19 protein-coding genes are annotated in these 18,952 nt (G+C 73.2%); 15 read left to right on the top strand and 4 right to left on the bottom strand.

The genetic code is table 11. From position 1 onward, the window contains the following. Positions 1-95: 95 nt before the first annotated feature. Positions 96-638, bottom strand: coding sequence for a sigma-70 family RNA polymerase sigma factor (locus tag ACFVGO_RS07690; protein ID WP_380631115.1), 543 nt, complete (start codon positions 636-638; stop codon positions 96-98). 307 nt (positions 639-945) lie between these two features. Here ACFVGO_RS07690 and ACFVGO_RS07685 point away from each other — a divergent pair, with 307 nt between their 5' ends. Beyond that, positions 946-2,166 carry a GNAT family N-acetyltransferase gene (locus ACFVGO_RS07685; RefSeq protein ID WP_359897868.1) on the top strand — a complete coding sequence of 407 codons (1,221 nt, stop codon included), beginning with the start codon at positions 946-948 and terminating at the stop codon, positions 2,164-2,166. A 299-nt stretch (positions 2,167-2,465) separates the two neighbouring features. On the opposite strand, the gene ACFVGO_RS07680 is transcribed toward ACFVGO_RS07685, so the two are convergent. Then, entirely contained in the window at positions 2,466-3,872 is a 1,407-nt protein-coding gene (locus ACFVGO_RS07680) for a hydrolytic protein (protein WP_359897866.1), read from the bottom strand. 215 nt (positions 3,873-4,087) lie between these two features. On the opposite strand from ACFVGO_RS07680, the gene ACFVGO_RS07675 reads away from it, so the two are divergent. Together ACFVGO_RS07675 and ACFVGO_RS07670 are read left to right on the top strand one after the other, a co-directional pair. Next, entirely contained in the window at positions 4,088-4,825 is a 738-nt protein-coding gene (locus tag ACFVGO_RS07675) for a response regulator transcription factor (RefSeq protein WP_380631070.1), read from the top strand. Positions 4,826-4,960: 135 nt separating this feature from the next. Then, complete coding sequence (locus tag ACFVGO_RS07670) at positions 4,961-5,203, top strand: hypothetical protein (RefSeq protein WP_380631069.1); 243 nt, start codon at positions 4,961-4,963, stop codon at positions 5,201-5,203. A 76-nt stretch (positions 5,204-5,279) separates the two neighbouring features. Here ACFVGO_RS07670 and ACFVGO_RS07665 read toward each other — a convergent pair whose 3' ends face one another. Then, the gene (locus ACFVGO_RS07665; protein ID WP_359897862.1) at positions 5,280-5,501 is read right to left on the bottom strand and encodes a DUF397 domain-containing protein; all 222 of its coding nucleotides are present in this window, start codon (positions 5,499-5,501) and stop codon (positions 5,280-5,282) included. Beyond that, positions 5,498-6,346, bottom strand: coding sequence for a helix-turn-helix transcriptional regulator (locus ACFVGO_RS07660; RefSeq protein WP_359897861.1), 849 nt, complete (start codon positions 6,344-6,346; stop codon positions 5,498-5,500). Before ACFVGO_RS07660 ends, ACFVGO_RS07665 begins: the two co-directional genes overlap by 4 nt. 288 nt (positions 6,347-6,634) lie before the next feature. Between ACFVGO_RS07660 and ACFVGO_RS07655 the strand changes: the two genes are divergently transcribed. The 12 genes from ACFVGO_RS07655 (at position 6,635) to ACFVGO_RS07600 (ending at position 18,885) form a co-directional block, all read left to right on the top strand. Next, positions 6,635-7,003 (top strand): ATP-binding protein, encoded by a 369-nt coding sequence (locus ACFVGO_RS07655; protein WP_359897860.1) that lies wholly within the window; start codon positions 6,635-6,637, stop codon positions 7,001-7,003. Continuing rightward, positions 7,000-7,260, top strand: a complete 261-nt coding sequence (locus ACFVGO_RS07650) for a hypothetical protein (RefSeq protein ID WP_380357261.1) — start codon at positions 7,000-7,002, stop codon at positions 7,258-7,260. Before ACFVGO_RS07655 ends, ACFVGO_RS07650 begins: the two co-directional genes overlap by 4 nt. Then, entirely contained in the window at positions 7,248-7,430 is a 183-nt protein-coding gene (locus tag ACFVGO_RS07645; protein ID WP_359897858.1) for a hypothetical protein, read from the top strand. Before ACFVGO_RS07650 ends, ACFVGO_RS07645 begins: the two co-directional genes overlap by 13 nt. 708 nt (positions 7,431-8,138) lie before the next feature. Next, positions 8,139-8,900, top strand: coding sequence for a hypothetical protein (locus ACFVGO_RS07640; protein WP_359897857.1), 762 nt, complete (start codon positions 8,139-8,141; stop codon positions 8,898-8,900). Positions 8,901-8,954: 54 nt separating this feature from the next. Continuing rightward, on the top strand, positions 8,955-9,587 hold the full coding sequence (locus ACFVGO_RS07635) for an AAA family ATPase (protein WP_359897856.1): 633 nt from the start codon (positions 8,955-8,957) through the stop codon (positions 9,585-9,587). Positions 9,588-9,756: 169 nt separating this feature from the next. After that, the gene (locus ACFVGO_RS07630; RefSeq protein WP_380631068.1) at positions 9,757-13,029 is read left to right on the top strand and encodes a hypothetical protein; all 3,273 of its coding nucleotides are present in this window, start codon (positions 9,757-9,759) and stop codon (positions 13,027-13,029) included. Further along, complete coding sequence (locus ACFVGO_RS07625; RefSeq protein WP_380631067.1) at positions 13,026-13,793, top strand: DUF4255 domain-containing protein; 768 nt, start codon at positions 13,026-13,028, stop codon at positions 13,791-13,793. Before ACFVGO_RS07630 ends, ACFVGO_RS07625 begins: the two co-directional genes overlap by 4 nt. Next, positions 13,790-15,994, top strand: coding sequence for an ATP-binding protein (locus ACFVGO_RS07620; RefSeq protein ID WP_380631066.1), 2,205 nt, complete (start codon positions 13,790-13,792; stop codon positions 15,992-15,994). Before ACFVGO_RS07625 ends, ACFVGO_RS07620 begins: the two co-directional genes overlap by 4 nt. Positions 15,995-16,205: 211 nt before the next feature. After that, positions 16,206-17,738: a phage tail sheath family protein gene (locus ACFVGO_RS07615; RefSeq protein WP_359897851.1), complete on the top strand. Its 1,533-nt coding sequence runs from the start codon at positions 16,206-16,208 to the stop codon at positions 17,736-17,738. A gap of 72 nt (positions 17,739-17,810) precedes the next feature. Then, the gene (locus tag ACFVGO_RS07610) at positions 17,811-18,251 is read left to right on the top strand and encodes a phage tail protein (protein WP_030290301.1); all 441 of its coding nucleotides are present in this window, start codon (positions 17,811-17,813) and stop codon (positions 18,249-18,251) included. Continuing rightward, positions 18,248-18,730, top strand: a complete 483-nt coding sequence (locus ACFVGO_RS07605) for a hypothetical protein (RefSeq protein ID WP_359897850.1) — start codon at positions 18,248-18,250, stop codon at positions 18,728-18,730. The genes ACFVGO_RS07610 and ACFVGO_RS07605 overlap by 4 nt, the downstream gene beginning before the upstream one ends. After that, on the top strand, positions 18,727-18,885 hold the full coding sequence (locus ACFVGO_RS07600; RefSeq protein ID WP_359897849.1) for a DUF6760 family protein: 159 nt from the start codon (positions 18,727-18,729) through the stop codon (positions 18,883-18,885). Before ACFVGO_RS07605 ends, ACFVGO_RS07600 begins: the two co-directional genes overlap by 4 nt. The last annotated feature ends 67 nt before the right edge of the window (positions 18,886-18,952 follow it).

The raw sequence follows: 18,952 nt of genomic DNA, 5'->3' as shown, positions 1-18,952 counted from the left end.
CGTCCCGGATGTTCCGGATGTTCCGGGCGTCCCGGATGCCCTGGGCGTCCCGGGCGTCCTGCGCCACTGCCATGATCCCCTGTCGGGCCCGGGCGTCAGGAGCCGTCGAAGGCCGTCCGCAGCCGCAGCAGCCCGTCCCGCATGCGGGTCTTCACCGTGCCCAGCGGCACCCCCAGGACCCGGGCGATCTCGCGCTGCGAGTACCCGCCGTAGTACGCCAGGACCAGCGACTCCCGCTGGACGCCGCTCAGCCGGGCGAGCGCGGACCGCACCCGGTGCGCGTCGAAGACCCGCTCGACCTGCTCGGCGACCGGTTCGGCGCCAGGCTCGCGGACCGGCTGCTCGCGCAGGGCCGCCCGCAGTTCGCGGTCGGCGGCGGCCTGCGCCGCCCGGACCCGGTCGACGGCGCGGCGGTGGGCGATGGTGAGCACCCAGGCCAGCACCGTGCCGCGGGCCGGCCGGTAGCCGGCGGCGGCGCGCCAGACCTCCAGCAGCACCTCCTGCGCGACCTCCTCTGCCTGCGAGGGGCTGCGCAGCGTCCGCAGCGCCGTCCCGTACACCGGTGCGGCCACGGCCCGGTACAGCCGTGCGTACGCCGCCTGGTCGCCCCGGGCCACCGCGGCGACCAGGCGCTCCAGCTCCGCGGCCGGAGCCGGGACGACAGGGACGGCCGGGACGACGGGGACGGCGGGGACGGCTGGGGAGAGGGACGGGGACGGGCAGGCGTGCGTGGTCACCCCGGCACTGTGCAGCGTTTCGATTTCCCGGCACCACCCGCAGCCTTTGTGCAGCGTTTCCCCGCCACTCGCTGCCACCGCCCGCCGCCGACGTCCCGACGCCGCCCCGACCGCCGGTAATTCGGTTGACCGGGCCGCGCGGTCGCGCTGCACTTCGGGGGGCGCCGCACGCGGTGGCGCCGGCAGTACGGGGAGGCAGCAGCACCGCATGGAGATCCGTTCCACGACCGACCAGGACCTCGACGTCTTCGTCGACACGCTTCACGCCGCGTTCGGGCGGTTCCCGGAAACCCCGAACGCGGACGGCGGCGGGGTCTGGTGGGCGGCGACCGAGATGGACCGCAACCTGCTCGCCGTGACGGCGGACGGGCGGCCGGTCGGCACCGCCGGGGCGTGCTCCTTCGAGCTGACCCTGCCCGGGGAGGTGGTCGTCCCGACCGCCGGGGTGACGTCCGTCGGAGTCCTGCCCACCCACCGGCGCCGGGGCGTGCTCACCGCGCTGATGCGCCGTCAGCTCGACGACGTGCGGGCGCGAGGGGAGTTCCTCTCCGTCCTGCTGGCCTCCGAGGCCGGGATCTACGGCAGGTTCGGCTACGGTCCGGCGACGTACACCCAGCGGCTGACGGTGCCGAGCGGGCAGGCCGCCTTCGCCGCACCCCGGGCGCGGCGGGCGGCCGAGGCCCCGGCGGCCGGCTCGGTCGAACTGCTGCGGCGGGCCGACTGCGGGCAGATCGTGGAGGAGGTCTACGACCGTTACCGCCGCCGTCAGCCCGGTGCGCTGTCCCGGCCGCGCCGCTGGTGGGAGCTGGGCGCGGGGCAGGTCCCGATCGCCCCGACGCCGCGCTACGTCGCCGTCCACCGGGACGCCGACGGCACCCCGGACGGGTACGCCAGCTACTCGCTCGGCGACGACACCCTGACGGTGGACGAGACCATCGCCGTCGACGACGCCGCCCACACCGACCTGGCCCGGTTCGTGCTCGGCCACGACCTGGTCTCCCAGGTCGTGTTCCGGCACTGCCCGCCGGAGCACCCGCTGCGCTGGCAGCTCGCGGACTTCCGCGCCGTCCAGCCGGGCGGCGAGACCGACTGGCTCTGGGTGCGGCTGCTGGACGTCCCGCGCGCGCTGACCGCGCGCGGCTGGTTCACCGACGGAGAGCTGGTCCTGGACGTCGACGACCCGTTCCTCGGCGAGCACCACCGGTACCTGCTGACCGTCCGGAACGGGAAGGCCGAGTGCGTCCCGACGGACCGGGAGCCCGATCTGTCCCTGGACGTCCGCGACCTGGGCGCGGTCTACCTCGGTGGCACCGCCCCGAGCGCCCTCGTCCGGGCCGGGCACATCCGGGCCCACCGCCCCGGCGCGGCCGTCCTCGCCGACGCCCTGTTCCGCGCCGAGCGCGCGCCGCACTGCCTGCACTGGTTCTGATCCGGCAGCCGCCACCCGCGATCAACACCGAACGCCGGTCCCCGCCCTGGTTGGGCGGGGACCGGCGTTCGGCTTTTCCCGGGCCGGGGCACCCCGAACCGCCCGTAGGGGAGGCCCGGTTGCCCTCAGGGGCCAGGCCGGTTGCCCTCAAGGGACAGATCAGAGCCGGTTACCGGCGGGTCGGTTTGGTTCGGACGGGTGCACGATGCAACAGTGTCCGTCGGGTATTGACATGGTCACGGGATGTGAGGGGAGATGCGGGGGGAGCGGGAACTCGGAGACGAACGGACCGGAAACGTTCAGTTTCCTTGCCGGATGTCGCTCAGGGTCCCGCTGACGTTGAGGAGTTCGTGGCACGTGGGTGCCTGCTTGCCCGAGGCCGGGGTGCCCGGCACCTCGCAGGTCACGCTCGCGGTCACGGCCTGGTCCTCGGGGACCTGGAGGGGAGTCACCCAGTGGTAGTCCTGGTTGCGGAAGGTCTCCAAGGCGATCGTGGTGATGGTCTTGTTGCCGGCCGTGATGGTCACCAGTCCCTGGTCGCCCTGGAAGTTGGCGACCACGAGGTCGGTGATGTCGAAGACCTTGCCGTGCGGCACCTGGTAACTGCCGGTCGTGGCCGCGCCGTTCTCGGTCACGACGTCGATCGTGGCGGAGCTCTGCTGGCCGGTCCCCGGCACCGCCAGGCCGCCCGGACCCGGACCGCCCTGGCTGCCGGGGCCGGTGGTCGGCTTTCCGGCGCCCGGCTTGGTCTGGCCGCCCGGGGTGCTCCCGTTGGCGGGGCTGCCCGGTGTGTCACCGGCCGGGACGCCGGCGGGCGGGGCCGGAGTGGCGTTCTGCTGGGCGACGGCCTTCTCGGCCGCCTGCTTCGCGGAGCTGCGCACCGCCGGGCGGACCAGGGCGAACCAGGCCAGCAGCAGCGCGATCAGCGCCGCCAGGAGCGCGAGCAGCCACTTCGGGAAGATCGGCAACTGGAGGAACTCGCCGTCCAGGACCGGCTTCTGGACGGGCGCCGGCGCGGTCTCCGGTGCGGCTTCCGGCGCCTTGGCCCCGTCCTTGCCGTCCTTCGCGTCCTTCCCTCCCTTGTCGTCCTTGCCGTCCGCCCGCTCCTCCGGGCCCACCGTCACCTCGAACGGCCAGGTCGCCTGCTTGCCGAACCAGATCAGCTTGCGGGTGCGCGCCTGCACCCGCACCTCCCCGGACTCGCCGGGCTCCAGCCGCAGCTTCTCCGGCGTGACCCGGAACCGCAGGTCCTCACCGGCCTGTCCCGGAGTGAACGTCACACCGGTGGGAGCGTTGCCGAGGTTGCGCACCGAGGCCCGGTAGCGCCCGCGCAGCCAGCCGCGGCGACGGCGCGGGGCCAGCGCGGCCTGCAGCTCCTGGAACGGCGTCACGGTGACCGTGGCCTCCGGCACCGTCACCAGGTCGGGGCGCTCGACCGGCAGCACCCGGATGCCGAGCGGGAACTCGCCGGCCCGGGTGGCGGGGGAGCGCGGCGGAGCCAGCCGGACCGTCACCGTCTCGGAGGTCCCCGGGTACAGCGACACCCGGGCCGGCTCCACCTTCGTCCAGCCGGCGCAGTCGCCGACCACCTCGAACGTGTAAGCCTCAACGATGTCAAGATCGTTGCGTACCGTCAGGGTCGTGGTGGCCACGCCACCGGGGGCCACCGTCAATGCTGGCAGGCCGAGTTCGGCGGATGTGGTCATAGCGTGACGGTAGGGCCGTACCGCTCCGGAGAAGAGGGCCGTACGGGCAAGCTGGGGGCCACACCCCTTGCCCGTACGGACCGACCGGAGACCCCGCCCGGTCCCGTCGCGGGCCCGGCCCGGCTCCGCGTGACCCGCACCCAAGCCCCCGGCCGTCACCGCCTCGCGGTGCCCGGCCGTCACCCTCGCAGGCACTTGCAGAATGGAGCAGTTCGATGACGTCGACCGATACAACCCGTGAGGAAGTCGTCACAGCCCGCCGGACCACGGTGGCATCGAAGCCCGCCGGCGCCACCGTCCCGCGCGTACCCGCCCAACTGCGCGGCAGGCCGGCCCAGGTGCGGGTGGCGGTCTACGCGGAGGACCTCATCCTGCAGACCGGCGTGGTCCAACAGCTGCGCCAGCGGCCCGAGGTGGAGCTGCTGAGCGAGAGCGAGGCCGGGCAGGCCGAGGTCTCCCTGCTGGTGGTGGACTCGTTGACGGAGACGGTGACCGAGCACCTGCGGCGGCTGCGGCTCGCCACCACCGGCCGGATAGGCCTGGTGGTGGGGCACTTCGAGGCCGGCGGGCTGCAGACCATCGTGGAGAACGGGGTCGCCGCCGTGCTGCGCCGCTCCGAGGCCGACCAGGACCGGCTGGTGCACCTGATCACGGCCCTCGCCAACGGCGAAGGCGTGATGCCCGGCGACCTGCTGGGAGAGCTGCTCGACCGGATCGGGATCCTCCAGCGCACCATGCTGGACGGGCGGGGCCTGACCCTCTCGACCTTAACCGCGCGGGAGGCGGAGATGCTGAAGCTGGTGGCGGAGGGCTTCGACACCAGCGAGATCGCCGCCAAGACCTCGTACTCCGAGCGGACGGTGAAGAACGTGCTGCACGAGATCATCACCCGCCTGGGCCTGCGCAACCGGGCCCACGCCGTCGGGTACGCGATGCGGCGCGGCCTGATCTGAGGGGAGGCGGTGATTCGCCCGGCCGGGCGCCCGGCCGGGCGAACCCCCACGTGGAGCGGGGCCCCCCCCAAAGGAAACAACCCCCCCAAAGTTTCCCGCGTCCCCCCCCAAACACAGGCCGCGAGGGCACAACGGGTGGTCGATCCGACCATTGCCGGGCTCGCGGGGGTCGTTGCCGTAGGGCACGCCGGCCTCGCGGAGCCGGGCGAGGATCCCGTCGAAGGAGGACGGGTCCACGTCGAAGGCCAGGTGATGGCCGGCCGGGTTCTCGACGGTCATGAAGTCCAGGGTGAGGGAGTCGTTGACCCGCACCGGCGCGAAGTGCCGGTCGGCGCCCTGGTAGTCGAGGCCCATGACGGAGGCGAAGAATCGTGCTGACGCCTCGTTGTCGACGGCCGGAACGATGGTGTGGTTCAGGGATATGGGCATGTGAGCTTGTCTCTCTCTTCGGTGATCAGAGCAGCCCGAAGTCGAACTTCCCGGTGGCGAGGCCGGCGAGGAAGGCGGTGTGGGCCGCGCGGTCGAAGGCCAGGGCGGGGCCGGAAGGGTCCTTGCTGTCTCGGACTACTACGGCCCCGGGGAGGAGTGCGTATTCGACACAGTTCTCGTTGCCGCCGCTGTAACTCGACTTCCGGAAGGCGAAGCCGGTCGCCTCGGCGTCGGGATAGTGGGTCACTTGATCAGTTCTCTCTGTGCGGTGATGAACTCGAGCGAGGAGTCGACGGACAGGGCTTCTGCCGTGATCTCCTGGAACTTCGCCCGGTACAGCTCGACGTCGGTCGGGTCCTCGATCCAGAATCCGGCGAGCATGCCTTCGACGAAGACGACGTCGAGGTCCTTCCGCTGAGGGAATCCGAGCAATGCGAACGAGCCGCTCATGCCCGGGTGGATCGCCGCACCTGCCGGCATCACCTGAATGTTCACGTTCGCCAACCGGCTCAACGTCAGCAGCTTGTCGAGTTGCGGGCCCATGATGTCGGGGCGATTCGCGATGGTTCGGAGTGCGGTTTCATGGATGACAGCCCAGACCTCGACGGGATTCGGGCGGGTCAGGATGGACTGGCGTGCCATGCGGACCTGCACCAGGTCGTCGACTGTGCCGGTCTTCGTGGTCCGGAGTCGGCCGATGACCAGTCGAGCGTATTCGGCCGTTTGGAAGAGCCCCGGAATGAAGGCGGGTTCGTAGGTCTTGAAGGTCGAAGCCTCGGTTTCGAGCATGATCAGATCCGTGGCGGACACGTTGATCACGTCGCGGTAGCTCAGCCACCAGCCGCGCTTGCTGCCGTCCTTCGTGATGGCGATCAAGCCGGCACGGAAGTCTTCGTCGTCGCAACCGTAGTGGTCGAGGAGCTTGTTGACATCCTCGATCTTGGCCGCCGTGCGGGCGTTCTCGATCCGGTTCAGTTTGGCCAGGCTCATGCCGGTGGCATCGGCCGCCGCGTCCGCGGAGATCATCGCTTGCTCACGGAGCCTTCGCAGCTCCTCGCCCAGCCGACGACGGCGAACGGTTGATACCGCCATGCGATGCCCCTCCTGATCTCTCGGTGGACCAGTCTGCCCTTGCTGATTGCACAGGCGCTACCGACAACTGGCAGAGAGTGGCACCGAATTCGGGTTCGATATGAGATTTTGCAGATTAGTTGAGCCAGCTTGCATGTGTGATGGCCCTCACGTCATGCTGAGTGTAGCTGGCCGCATGCTCTGCGTGACCATGGCTGTGATGCGGCTGCGTTTTTCCGTCATTCCATCGCTTCGATCGCGCGTTTGATCGATTGATGGTCATATCTGAAGCCCCGCGGAGGTTTCATCGTGTTCCCCCACGAAATCCCCCCTGACTGGTCGGCCGCGCGCGAGGAGTTGCGCGAGGCCACGGCGCGCGCCGGGTGGAAGCCCGACCTGGTCGCCGATGCCGAACTCGCGCTCCTCGAACTGTTCGTCAATGCCTGGCGCCACGGCGGCAGTGCGGCGCCGCTCGTCGTCATCGCGGTGCTCGACCACGTCCTCCGGGTCTCTGTCAGTGACGGGAGCCCCATCGTCCCGATCCAGCACGACGGCTCCGACCTGCTCGGGGTCTCCGGCCGGGGCCTGCGCCTCGTCCGCTCCCTCACCGACCGCTTCGGTATGGAGCCCCGGAAGTCCGGGAAGTCCTGCTGGTTCGAGCTGGACGCCGCCGCGTGACCGCCGACCACCGCCGCCCGACCGGGCCGGCCGACGCGATCATGCGGACCTACACCGAGCCCGAGGTCGCCTCGTTGCTCGACGAACTCCACTCCCGCGGCCGCAAGTTCGGTCTGATCTGGCCCGCCCTGGCCACGGACCGGGTGGTCGACGGCCGCGTCCTGGTCCGCTTCGGCGCCGCTCCGGCCAGCACCGTCCTCAACCTCCTCGCGATCCTCCGCCACTACGACAAGGCCGAGGCCCCGTGCGACTCCTGATCGACCTCGTCCTTCCTCTCCTCCTGCTCCTCGCCATCGCCGTCGTGGGCCTCGGCGCGGTCGCGGTCCTGCGGATGCCTCACCGCCCGGACCTCATCGCGATCCCCGACCCCGACCCCGCGCCTGCCCCCGACCGGGACCGCAACGAGGACCGCCAACCCGTGGCCTGAAGCCCCACCCCGCCCACGCCGCCCGGCCGGACCCGCCGGGCGGCGGAGGCCTGCGCGGGAAGTCGACCCCGCCGACTTCCTGCGCAGCAGACTTCTCAATGCTCTTGCCAAGGCCGTCAGACGCACCTGGGCCTTCAGCCGGCGGGTGGCCGGGCCGGGTCGGAGGCCGAGATCGGCACCGGGTTCCCCGAGGACTGCGAGGCAGTCGTCGACGCCTACGCCCCGACGCAGATCAACGGGCACTTCTGTCTCTCGCATCCGGCCACCGAGCGCTGGAACCTCGGGAGGAAGATCCGCGAGACCTCCAGTTTTGGGCGGATCCGGAGGAGGAGATCCGCGTCGTGCTCGACCTGCCCGAGGTCCGGTTCGGGACGAAGGACGGCCGATGTCACCCGATGACCGCCCCGCGCCGATCTGCGGCCCGGACCGCGGCAGGTGAGCGACGCGAGCGCTTCGCCTGTTCGAGACCGCCGCCGCGTTCACCGATTTCCTGCTGCGCCGCTTCGAGCGGGTGGACCGCCCGCCGTTCATCGACCACTGCCGGGCCGGGGAAGGCCGCCCGGTACCACCGGAGCGCGGTGGGCAACCGGCCCGGATCGGAAGCGGGGTGGGAGGAGGCATTCCTGGGCTGGTCAGGCCGACCGGCGGACCGGTAACGTAGTGATCTTCGCCATGGGCAGGTCGGCGGAGTCCTGAAGGTGAACGCCGATGACCGACGTGTACGTCCGACGTGCGGAGCTGCGCCTCGACGCGGCCCTGGAGGGCCTCGCTCTCGTCCTCCGCGGGGCGACCGCGCGCCCGGAGGAGCACAACTGCGAGTGCCATTGGGGCAGTGCCGAAGAGCTCGCCCTCCTCAAGGTGCCGGGCGTGCGACTCGATCCCGACCTCCTCCGGCGGACCTGGCAGGCCCCCGACTGGAGCGACCACGGCTCGGTGCTCCGCCGTGTCCTGCCTCAGCTCGCGCGCGCCGTCGTCGACAGCCGGTCCGAGTCGTCCCGGTACCAGGACGAGATCGGTCTCTCGCTGGCCCGCGGGCGCTGGCAGGAGTGGCCCCGGGAGCAGGCCGCGGCAGTGCGGGAGTTCCTGCACGCGTTCTGGGCCCACAGCCTCGTCACTCCCGACCCCCTCGCGTACGCGCGCGGGACCCTCGTCCTGTGCGTCGAGGCGTCCGGCGAACTGAGCCCCTGGCTCGACGTCTGGGAGGCGCTGGAGCATCCGACGGCCGACCGGAACCTCGCGGAGGCCGTCGACGCGTGGGACTACGACCTGCTCGTCGACCAGCTCCCCTGGAGCACCTGGCACGACAAGGACGCCATGGTGGCCGTGCTCACCGCCTGGCTCACCCGGCACGCCCCCGCCCGGCTGAGGGCGCACAACGCACCGGAGGACCTGCTTCACCGTCTGAGACTGATCGGCCTCACCGGTCCCGACCGCTGGGACGATCCGCATTGGCCCCACTACAGCTACTGACCACGGGCCGGCTCTTCCGGGCGGAGCGCTCCCGGGCGGAGCTAGGGTCTCCGCATGCTCCTGTGGATCAACGGCCCGTTCGGCGCCGGCAAGACTCAGACCGCGCACGAGATCCGGTGGCGCCTTCCCGGCAGTGTCGTCTGCGACCCCGAGCACGTGGGTTTCGGCCTGCACCGGATGATGCCGCCGTCGATGCGCGGGGACTTCCAGGACCTTCCCGCCTGGCGGCAAGGTGTCGTCGACGTGCTGGACCGAGTCCTCACCGATCACGACGGTGTGGTGATCGCACCGATGACGGTCGTGGAGCCGGTGTACTTCCGGGAGACCGTCGGCCGGTTGCGGGAACGCGGCCATGACGTCCGCCACTTCACCTTGCTGGCCGAGCGCGCCACGGTGCTGCGACGGCTGCGCGAGCGCGGTTTCGGGCACGTGGTGCAGTTCGTCGCCGGGAAGGACGCCCCGCTGCGCCGGGAGAGTTTCGCCGTGTCGAAGCTGGACCTGTGCCTGGAGCGTTTGCGCGAGGAGGAGTTCGCCCAGCACGTGTGGACCGACCGGCTGACGGTCGCCCAGGTGGCCGACCGCATCGCCGCCGCTTCGGGGCTGACGCTCGCTCCGAACACCGAGGGCGTTCTCCGGGGGCGCGTCCGCCGGGCCTGGACAGGGGTCCGGCACATCCGGTTCGACTGAACTGTGGCGGCGGAGGGGCGCACGGGAAGTCGGCCCGGCCGACTTCTCACGCGAGGTGCGGGCCGGCTGCCCTTCGGGGACACCGGTTGTTTCCCCCGCCGAGGGTGCCCGGGCTCTCCCGCGGCGCGCCCTCGGCGGGGAGACTGCGGGCAGACCGCCCCTGCAACCTGTGAGGTCGAGCGTGATCGGCGCCACCGCCACCCCCCGCTCCGTCCGGCGGCCGGCCCGGGCCGCCGTCGCGGTGCTGCTCGCGCTCGCGGCGGCCCTGGCGACCCTGGCCGGCGCCGCCCCCGGGGGGAAGGTCACCGCCGCCCCGGTGGCCGCGGTCGACCCGGCGGCCGGGCGGATCGTCTTCGCCGGCACCAACCACCGCGGCCTCGGCAAGGTGACCGGCGCGGAGTCCAGCACCCCGCTGTTCGGGCCCGGACCGGTCCACTTCGACCAGGACCCGTCGGCCCGCGGCGACGAACTGGTCTTCACCAGCCTGCGGGACGGCCCGCTGCCCCAGGTGTACCTGCGCGACGCGTCCGGCGCGGTGCGCCGGCTCACCACCGGCATGGACACCGCGCAACCCGCGCTGGCCCCGGACGGCAAGGGCGTCGTCTTCGAGTCGCTGGAGCCCCGCGCCGGAGGCGGCAGTCCCCAGAAGGTCCTGTGGGCGGTCGGCCGGGACGGCAGCGGACTGCGCCGGATCACCGACGGCGCGGCCGACGAGACCCACCCGACGGTCTCGCCGGACGGCAAGTGGATCGCGTACTCCTGCGCCGGCGAACCGGATCACCGGCAGATCTACCTGCGGCCGTTCGAGGGCGGCGCCCCGGTCAAGGTCACCAACGTGACCAGCGGGGACGCGGTCGACCCGACCTGGAACCCGCTGAACGACGACGCCCACCGCAACGAGATCGTCTACACCTGGGACCAGGGCGCCCAGGGCCGGACCCTGATGCTCACCTCGCCCACCGGCGGCGACAAGGCCTTCTTCCCCGGCACCGGCTCCACCTGGAAGACCGGCTCCGCCGCCTGGATGGCCGACGGCACCGGTGTGCTCTTCCTCAGCGCCGACCTGCTCGACCCCAACAACCCCAGCCCGCAGCCCGACCCGTCCCAGCCGCCGGTGGTGAACCTCTACCGCGCGCTCACCTGCAACTGCGACGCGCCCCGACTGCTCTACCGCGCCAACCGGCTGATCGCCGCACCGGCCTGGCTGGGCACCCAGAACGAGGGCGGCCCCGTCGTCGAGCAGACCAGCGCCGCCGGCGCCAACGTCGCCGACGTCCAGGACGTCCGCCCCGACGGGGGCGACCCGCGCGACCTCGGCATCAGCGTGCTCCGGGAGGACCCGGCCGCCGGCAGCAACACCAGCACCGACCCCGGCGCCGACCCGCTGTTCCACCCCCGTCCCGGCTTCGACCCGTGGTTCGAGCGCCAGACCTACACGCCCGACGGCCGGCAGATCGTGGTGACCCGCTACGAGGACGGCCCCGCCGGACGGATCCAGCGGATCTGGCTCGCCGACGCCGACGGGGCGAACCCGCAGCCGATGAACCTCGCCGGGCGCGGCCCGAACGACCGGGACACCGACCCGTCGATCTCCCCGGACGGCAGGCTGATCGTGTTCAGCCGCAGCGCCCCGGCCAGCGGCGACCAGCCGGCCCGGCCCGGGCGGGTCCTGATCGCCGAGATGGCCACGGGGCGGATCGTCGGCACCGTGCAGCCGCCGGCCGGTCAGCGCGGCGCCTCCGACGGCCAGCCGTTCTGGTCCCCCGACGGCAAGCTGATCGCCTTCTCCCGGACGGCGGTGGTCAACGAGAACGCCGGCAACCTGCACGTCTGGACCGTCGCCGCCGACGACCTCACCCGGCAGACCGACCTCAGCCGGACGGCCTGCCCGGGCAACTGCAACGTCATCGACGACAGTCCCGCCTTCGCCCCCGACGGCCGCCGCATCGCCTTCAACCGCAAGGCCGGTGACGGCGGGAACAACCAGCAGGACGGGGTGGTGGTCACCACGCCGACCGGCGAGGGCTGCACGGTGGTCGTGCCCACCGGGCTCGGCCAGGGCGCCTGCACCCGGCCGCTGCCCGACCGCCCCACCACCGGGCCCTTCCAGCCCCGCGACGTCGCCTGGACGGCGAACAGCGCCCAGCTGGTGCTGACCTCCCGCCGCGCCGCGCCGCCGAGCTCACCGGAGGGGCTCAAGGTCTACGACTTCGCGACCGCCCAGCTCACCGAGCTCGACTGGCGGCTGCCGGGGCGCCAGAAGGAGCCGGCCGTCCAGCAGTCCGTCGACCTGGCGGTCAGCGTGCCCGAGCGGACCCCGGCCGTCCCCGTCGACGGCAGCACCGAGGTGACCGTCACCGTCACCAACAAGGGCCCCGCGCCCTCGCCCGGCACCGCCCTCACCGTCTCGGTGCCGACCGGCGCCCGGCTCGACAGGCTGACCACCCCGACCGGATCGTGCGACGCCGCCGCGCTGCGCTGCGAACTCGGCACCCTGACCCCGCGCCAGGTGGTCCGGATCAAGGCCACCCTGACCGGCACCCGGCCCGGCGTCCCGGACTTCGGCTGGAGCGTCACCGGGACGGTCGTCGACCCGAACCCCGACGACGACTTCGCCCGGACCTTCCTTCCGGTGCTGGAGCCGCCGACCCCGTCACCGACCCCCACCCCGTCGCCGACCGCCTCGCCGAGCCCGACCCCGACACCCACGCCCAGCCCGACCGCCACGCCCAGCCCGACACCCACACCCACCTCCACCCCCGCACCGCCGCCGCCCCCGGCACCCGCCCCGCCGCCCCAGGCCGGCCCCGCGGTCGCGGTCGACGCCCAGCCGAACCCCGGCTACGTCGGCGGCCACGTGACCGTCAGCTACACGGTGCGCAACACCGGCCAGGCCCTCGCCACCGGCCTGCGCCTGACCCTCGGCCTGCCCGCCGGAGTGCCCACCGAGGCCCTGCCCCCCGGCTGCCGGAACGGCACCTGCACGGTGAGCGACCTGGCCCCGGGCCGCAGCGCGGTGGTCCGGGTGGTGCTCTCGCCCGTGGCGGCGCTGGACACCACCATCACCGCGGAACTGACCACCACCGGCACCGACGCCACCCCGGGACCGCACCGGGCGAGCACCCCGCTGCGCATCCTCCAGCCCCGCATCGTCGCGGTGCCGCCGATCGGCAAGCCCGGCTTCGTGACCTCGGTGCGCGGCGTGGACTTCCCGCCCGGCGCGCCGGTCCGGTTCACCTGGAAACCCGGCCTCACCGCCGCGGCCGCGCCCACCCGCCCGAAGGGCGACGGGACCTTCGCCGGCCAGCTGCTCATCCTCCCCAAGGACGAGACCGGCCCGCGCACCATCACCGCCGAGGGCCCCGGATTCTCCCCGGTGACCTGCCCCTTCCTGGTGGTGGAGGGCAGCATCGGCCCGCCCGGGGAGGTGGAGCGGCGGTGATCCACGAGGTCGACGAGGCGCTGCGACAGCTGCTCGCCGAGACCGGTCTGCCCGAGCGCGGGATCGACGTGGTCTTCGACGCGCCCACCCGGGACTTCGCTGCCCGGCGCAACGCGCCCACGGTCAGCGTCTACCTGTACGGGCTGCGCGAGGACACCGGCCGCCGGCAGGCCGGCGCCGTCGCGGAGTACGACGCGGACGGCCTGGTGACCGGCCACCGCCCCGCGCCCCGCTGGTTCGAGCTGGCCTACCTGGTCACCGCCTGGACCAACCGGCCGCAGGACGAACACCGGCTGCTGGCCGAGGTGCTGCAGTGCCTGACGGCCACCGACACGCTGCCCGCCCGGCTGCTCACCGGCACGCTCGCCGAGCTCGGACTGACCGTCGGGCTGGACATCGCGGGGCGCGACACCGGACTGCCGTCGGTGTCCGACGTCTGGTCCTCGCTCGGCGGGGAACTGCGGCCCTCGGTCGACCTCCGGGTGCTCGCCCCGCTGCCCGGCGGGCGCAGCCCGGCAGGGCCGCCGGTCACCGAGGGGCTGGTGCTGCACGCCGGAGACATCACCAATGCCGGTGGCACCACCACCGTCGGCGACACCGCCAACGCCGGCGACACCACCGCCCCGGCCGGCCCGCCGCCCGCCGACGGCCCGGGCCGCCGGCTGCGCTACCAGGGCGCCGGGGACCCCGGGCCGGACGGCTTCGCAGCGCCCCGGGAACGCGGGCTGCCGCCCGGCCGCCGGGCCCGGGGCAGGGCGCGATGAGCCTCGACCTCGACCGGGCCCCGGAGACCGCCTCGGCGGCCGACGGCGCAGTGCCCGGTCCGACCCACGACGGGCCGTCAGGACCGGACGACGGCGCACCGTTCGGTCCGGCCCCCGACCAGCTCTGGGAGCGGCTGCACCGGGTCGAACGGCGGGTCCGCGCCGCGGTGCGCGAGCGCCGGGCCGACGACCCGGACCCGGACGACCCGTACCGCGGCCAGTACCTCGGCCCGGAGGCGGTGGAGCGCATCCTGGCGGCCTCCGCCGCGGTGCACCGGAGCGCCCCGGACCCCGGCGACGGCCCGGCGCCGCCGCCCGGCTCCCGGCTCGGGCGGCTCAGCGCCGCCTTCGGGCTGCTCCCGGTGGACCTCGACCTGCTGCTGGTGGCGCTCGCCCCGGACCTCGACTCCCGCTTCGAGCAGCTCTACGGCTACCTCAACGACGACCTGACCCGCCGCCGGGCGACCATCGGCCTGGCCCTCGACCTGTGCGGACTGCCCGGGGCGGGCGCCGGCCGCTTCCGGTTCTCGGTCCGGGCCCCGCTGATCGCCGGCGGCCTGCTGGAGATCACCGAGCCGGACCGCCCGCTGCTCTCCCGCACCCTGCGCGTCCCGGACCGGGTGACGGCCCATCTGCTCGGCGACGACGAGCCGGACGGCACCCTCGCCGGGCTGGCCCGCCGGGCCGGGCCCGGGCGCCGCTCCCACCGGCCCCTCGAACAGCTGCGCGTCCTGGCCGCGGACGGCGGCCTGGTGCACCTGCTGGACCGGGGCGGGCACGCCGGCCCGCTCGCGGTGGCCGCCCTCGCGGCCGACGGCCCGCCGCCCCTGGTGGTCGACGCCGCCGCGCTCGCCGCCCGCCCGCCGGAGGCCACCGTACGGGTGCTCGCCCGTGAGGCGCGGCTGGGCGGGGGAGGCGTGGTGCTCGGACCGCTGGACCGGTTCGAACCCGAACGGCCCGAGCGGGCCGCGCTGCTGCGCGAGCTGTGCGCGGAACTCGCCGGTGTCCCGCTGGTGGTGCACGGCCCGCAGGTCTGGGACCCGGTCTGGGCGGCGCGGAGCCCGGTGGTGCTCACCGTCCCGCCGCCGGACGCGCGCGACCGGGCCGGGCAGTGGGCCCGCGCGCTGGGTGCGGAGCCGGGTGCTTCGGAGCCGCGTGGGGAGTCGGGCGAGGAACCGGGCCAGGAACCGGGCGAGGAGTTGCCGGAGGAGCTGGCCGAGGCGGTGGCCGCCTACCGGCTGGACCAGGAGCAGCTGGCCCGCGCCGCCTCGGTCGCGGCCCGGACGGCGGCCGCCGAGCGGCGCCCGGTCCGGGCCGAGGACCTGCGCACGGCGGTACGGGCGCAGAACGCCGCCGGACTGGCCCGGCTCGCCCGCCGGATCGAGCCCGCGGTCGGCTGGTCCGACCTCGTCCTGCCCGCCCCCACCGCGGGCCGGCTGCGCGAGCTCGTGCTGCGCGCCCGGCACCGCGACCAGGTGCTCGGGCAGTGGCGGATGCGCCCGGGCGGCGGCCGGGGCAACGGCGTGATCGCCCTGTTCGCCGGGGAGTCCGGCACCGGCAAGACGATGTCGGCCGAGGTGGTCGCCGCCGAACTCGGCATGGAGCTGTACGTGGTGGACCTCTCCACCGTGGTGGACAAGTACATCGGCGAGACCGAGAAGAACCTGGAACGGATCTTCACCGAGGCCGCGCAGGTGAACGGCGTCCTGCTGTTCGACGAGGCGGACGCGCTGTTCGGCAAGCGCTCGGAGGTCAAGGACTCCCGGGACCGCCACGCCAACGTGGAGACGGCCTACCTGCTCCAGCGGATGGAGTCCTTCGACGGGATCGCCGTGCTGACGTCCAATCTGCGGGCCAACCTCGACGAGGCGTTCACCCGGCGGCTGGACGTCATCGCCGAGTTCCCGCTGCCGGACGTGGCGCAGCGTCGCCTGCTCTGGGACCGCTGCCTGGGGCCGCTGGTGCCCCGTGACGACGATCTCGACCTGGACTTCTGCGCCCGGAACTTCGAGCTCACCGGCGGCTCCATCCGGGCCTGCGCGGTCTCCGCGGCGTATCTGGCCGCCGGGACGGGCGCTCCGCTGGGGATGGCGCAGCTGGTCTCCGCGGTGGTCGGCGAGTACCGCAAGCTCGGCCGGCTGGTGCTGGCGAGCGAGTTCGGGCCGTGGCTGGGCGCGCTCGGGGACACCGGGCACGGCTGACCGCCCCCGGGGCGGCGGGGGCGGCGCGGACGGTCGGCGGGGGCAGCCCGGGACGTCCGGGGCGCCTGCGCGGACGTCCGGCGGTGTCCGCCGGGGGCAGCGGTTCCTGCCCCCGGTCCGGGACCCGCGGACATGTTTCCGGGTGACGTCCGGGCAGCAGACTCGGGGGCGAATGACCGGCGCAAATGCTTGACCAGCCGAAGGAGCGCGTATGCCGTCGTACCTCACCCCGGGCGTGTACGTGGAGGAGGTCCAGTCCGGTGCCCGGCCGATCGAGGGCGTCGGCACGGCCGTCGCCGCGTTCGTCGGCTTCGCCGAGACCGGGCCCTTCCACGAGCCCACACTGGTGACCAACTGGGACCAGTACGTCCAGCGGTTCGGCGGCTTCACCGAGGGCACCTACCTGGCGCACTCGGTGTACGGCTTCTTCGCCAACGGCGGCGGCTCCGCCTACGTGGTGCGGGTCGGCGACCCGGCCCGGCAGGCGCCCGGCGCCGCCCCCGCCGTCACCGCGGCCCCGCCCGTCGAGATCGCCGGGTTCCTCTTCTCCGCCCGGCCGGGCGCGGGCGCCGAGGTGTCCGTCGAGGTCGCCGACCCGGAGGGGGAGAACGTCCCCGAGGACCGCTTCCGGCTGCTGGTGCGCCGGGGCACGGAGGTCGCCGAGACCTACGACGTCTCGACCCGCAAGAGCACCAAGGGCTACGTCGTCACCCAGCTGCGCGAGTCGAAGCTGGTCGCCGTCGCCGAACAGCCCGGCACTGCGCCGAGCCGCCCCGAGCGCCGCACCCACGCCCTGGCCGCCGCGCCCGCGCCGGCCGCGGCCCCGGTGGGCCGGCTCGACCCCGCCGAGTACGTCGGCGACGCCGCCGCCCGGACCGGCTTCGGCGGCCTGGAGGCGATCGACGAGATCACCATGGTCGCGGTGCCCGACCTGATGAGCGCCTACCAGCGCGGCGACCTCGACGACGAGGGCCTGCGCACCGTCCAGCTGGCGGTGATGTCGCACTGCGAGCAGATGGGCGACCGGATCGCCGTCCTGGACCCGCCGCCCGGCCTCAACGCCCAGCGGATGCGCACCTGGCGCAACGACGAGGCGGGCTTCGACTCCCGCTACGCCGCGCTCTACTACCCGTGGATCAAGGTGTTCGACCCGGCGAGCGGCCGCAACGTGCTGGTCCCGCCGAGCGGGCACGTCGCCGGGGTGTGGGCGCGCAGCGACGCCGAGCGCGGTGTGCACAAGGCGCCCGCCAACGAGGTCATCCGCGGCGCGGTGGACCTGGAGCTGCGCCTGAGCAAGGGCGAGCAGGACCTGCTGAACCCGATCGGCGTCAACTGCGTCCGGGCCTTCCCCGGGCGCGGCATCCGGATCTGGGGCGCGCGCACCCTCTCCTCCGACCCGGCGTGGCGCTACCTGAACGTGCGCCGGCTCTTCAACTACCTGGAGGAGTCGATCCTCCTGGGGACCCAGTGGGTGGTCTTCGAACCCAACGACGACCGGCTGTGGTCCAGCATCCGCCGGAACATCACCGCGTTCCTCACCGAGGAGTGGCGGCGCGGGGCCCTGTTCGGGCAGACCGCGGCCGAGGCCTTCTACGTCAAGTGCGACCGCGACAACAACCCGCCGGAGTCCATCGACCTCGGCCAGGTGATCTGCGAGATCGGCGTCTCCCCGGTGAAGCCGGCCGAGTTCGTGGTGTTCCGGCTGTCCCAGTTCTCCGACAGCACGAGCCTCGTCAACGAGTGACCGGCCCGGTCGGCACCACACCCCTCGGCGCCACTCCTCGGCACCCCTCGCATCGGAAGGTGACACAAACCCATGGCTGAAGGCGATCCGCTCTCCACACATATCTTCGGCGTCCAACTCGGCGGCTACAACGTCGAGTCCGTCAAGGAGATCAGCAACCTGACGGTCGAACAGGACGTCGTCGAGTACAAGCAGGTGACCCAAGAGGGCAAACTGATCGTCCGCAAGCAGCCCGGCGCCCGGCTCCCCGGCGAGGTGACCATCACCCGCGGCCTGGACAAGAGCGGCGCGTTCACGGACTGGATCAAGGAGACCCTCAACAACGGGGCGATCAACACCGCGCGGCAGAACCTCACCATCGAGGTCAAGGACACCACCGGTGCCACCCTGCGGCGCATCCAGCTGACCAACGCCTGGGCGAGCCGCTGGGAGGGCCCCACCCTCAGCGCCGGCGAGTCCAGCGCCGCCACCGAGACCGTGACCATCGTGTTCGAGGAGATCTCGGTCGAGTGAGGCGGAAGATCGGCCTGGAGGAGCTGCTGGAACGGGCTCCGGCCCCGCAGAACACCGCGCCGCCGCAGCAGGCCCCGGCGGCAGCGGCGGCGCAGCCCCGGGCGCGGGCGCCGCACACCGAGTTCGAGTTCGAGCTGCCGCTCGGCTACGTCGACGACGAGGGCACCGTGCACCGGCACGGTGCCATGCGCCTGGCCACCGCCCGCGACGAGCTCATGCCGCAGATCGACCTGCGGGTCAAGGAGAACCCGGCGTACCTCAGCGTGGTGCTGCTCAGCCACGTGATCACCAGGCTGGGCGACATCACCGATGTGCACGCCGGGGTCGTCGAGCGGATGTACGCCACCGACGTGGCCTTCCTCCAGGACCTCTACCAGCGGATCAACAGCGAAGGCCACACGCGCGCCGCGGTGACCTGCCCGCACTGCGACGGCGCCTTCGAGGTCGACCTCGCCGGTGGGCGCCTGGGGGAATCGTGACGTACGCGCCTGCTCGGCTGTACGAGGAGATCGCGTACATCGCCTTCCACTTCCACTGGCAGCGGGAGGACATCCTCGACCTGACCCACCGTGAACGCGGGCAGTGGGTCAGGGAGATCGCGCGGCTCAACACCCGCATCAGCGAAGGCGGGTGAGCCGGGTGGGGCTTCGGGACTGGATCGGCCGCCGCAGGGGCGGCGAGGGCGTTGCTAACGGTGCCGC

It is taken from the genome of Kitasatospora sp. NPDC057738 (genome assembly GCF_042798815.1).
Classification (GTDB): domain Bacteria; phylum Actinomycetota; class Actinomycetes; order Streptomycetales; family Streptomycetaceae; genus Kitasatospora; species Kitasatospora lactacystinica.
The sequence above is the reverse complement of the archived record's forward strand: the minus strand, read 5'-3'. Positions and strand labels throughout refer to the sequence as shown.

Excerpts from the sequence above, each read along its gene's own strand:
- ACFVGO_RS07685 (WP_359897868.1), top strand. The coding sequence starts at position 946 with ATGGAGATCCGTTCCACGACCGACCAGGACCTCGACGTCTTCGTCGAC.
- ACFVGO_RS07680 (WP_359897866.1), bottom strand. The coding sequence starts at position 3,872 with ATGACCACATCCGCCGAACTCGGCCTGCCAGCATTGACGGTGGCCCCC.
- ACFVGO_RS07675 (WP_380631070.1), top strand. The coding sequence starts at position 4,088 with ATGACGTCGACCGATACAACCCGTGAGGAAGTCGTCACAGCCCGCCGG.
- ACFVGO_RS07660 (WP_359897861.1), bottom strand. The coding sequence starts at position 6,346 with ATGGCGGTATCAACCGTTCGCCGTCGTCGGCTGGGCGAGGAGCTGCGA.
- ACFVGO_RS07640 (WP_359897857.1), top strand. The coding sequence starts at position 8,139 with ATGACCGACGTGTACGTCCGACGTGCGGAGCTGCGCCTCGACGCGGCC.
- ACFVGO_RS07635 (WP_359897856.1), top strand. The coding sequence starts at position 8,955 with ATGCTCCTGTGGATCAACGGCCCGTTCGGCGCCGGCAAGACTCAGACC.
- ACFVGO_RS07620 (WP_380631066.1), top strand. The coding sequence starts at position 13,790 with ATGAGCCTCGACCTCGACCGGGCCCCGGAGACCGCCTCGGCGGCCGAC.
- ACFVGO_RS07615 (WP_359897851.1), top strand. The coding sequence starts at position 16,206 with ATGCCGTCGTACCTCACCCCGGGCGTGTACGTGGAGGAGGTCCAGTCC.
- ACFVGO_RS07610 (WP_030290301.1), top strand. The coding sequence starts at position 17,811 with ATGGCTGAAGGCGATCCGCTCTCCACACATATCTTCGGCGTCCAACTC.